2 protein-coding genes are annotated in these 1,177 nt (G+C 37.9%); both read left to right on the forward strand.

Features of this window, described 5'->3' with window-relative positions:
- A partial coding sequence (locus N2257_10655; GenBank protein ID MCX7794844.1) for a hypothetical protein occupies positions 1 to 362 on the forward strand: 362 nt, incomplete at its 5' end.
- 2 nt (positions 363 to 364) lie between these two features.
- On the forward strand, positions 365 to 1,069 hold the full coding sequence (locus N2257_10660) for an ABC transporter ATP-binding protein (GenBank protein MCX7794845.1): 705 nt from the start codon (positions 365 to 367) through the stop codon (positions 1,067 to 1,069).
- Positions 1,070 to 1,177 lie beyond the last annotated feature (108 nt).

The raw sequence follows: 1,177 nt of genomic DNA on the forward strand, positions 1-1,177 counted from the left end.
GTATAATTCCTACCGTTGACAGAACGAAGGCTTCTGTGGCAATAAAAATAGATTTTATAGGTAAGGATGACAGGGGTGTGCCGGATATGAGTGCCAAGGTGTCTTTTCTAAGCAGAGAATTGAAAAAGGAAGAGCTTAACCCTGTAATGGTGGTAAACAAAAAGGCTATTATGAAAGAAGCTAATAAAAGCTATGTCTATATTATAAAAGAAAGTAAAGCTTTAAAGAGAGAGATTGCTACCGGCAGAGAGTTTGAAGAAAATACAGAAGTTATAAGCGGTTTGCAGTATGGTGAGAAAGTGGTACTGAATCCACCAAAAGGGTTGAAGGATGGGTCAAAAATTAAAGTTATTGAGGAATAAAATTGGATTCCCTGAAAGATATAGTATTAATCAAAAATCTCTATAAAAGCTATAAAAGAGACGAACAAATAATCCCGGTCCTTTCTAATCTGTCATTGACCGTTAAAGATGCAGACTTTATCGCTTTGATGGGACCATCTGGTTCAGGAAAAAGCACATTACTAAACATAATAGCGGGTATTGATTCTGCCGATAGCGGAGAAGTGATTGTAAATGGTGTTAATATCTCAAATTTGTCAGAAGAAGAGCTTACTAAGTGGCGTCTTTTAAATGTCGGTTTTATATTTCAGTTTTATAATCTTATCCCTGTGCTGACTGCCTATGAAAATGTTTTGCTACCGCTGATGCTGACAAATCTATCAAAGACCGAAAAAAAAGAACATACCGACTTTGCCCTTGAACTTGTGGGATTATCCGACAGAAAGGATCATTATCCTAACCAGCTTTCAGGGGGACAACAACAAAGGGTCGCAATTGCAAGGGCTATTGTAACTGATCCTGCAATTATTGTTGCCGATGAGCCCACCGGCGATCTGGATAAAAACTCTGCATTACAGGTGCTTGATTTGATTAACAGACTTAATGAAGAACTTAAAAAGACCATTATTATGGTAACCCATGACCCGAGGGCTGCAAAATGTGCAAAAAACATAAAATACCTCGATAAGGGTGAGCTTATTGATGATATTTCTAAGATATCTTTTTAAAAACCTGACAAGACATAAGTTAAGAACCACCCTCACCATCCTTGGTATTGCAACTGCCATACTGTCCTTTGGTCTTCTCAGAACCATAGTTAACGCATGGTATGCAGG

Source organism: Thermodesulfovibrionales bacterium (assembly GCA_026417875.1).
Taxonomy (GTDB): Bacteria; Nitrospirota; Thermodesulfovibrionia; order Thermodesulfovibrionales; family CALJEL01; genus CALJEL01.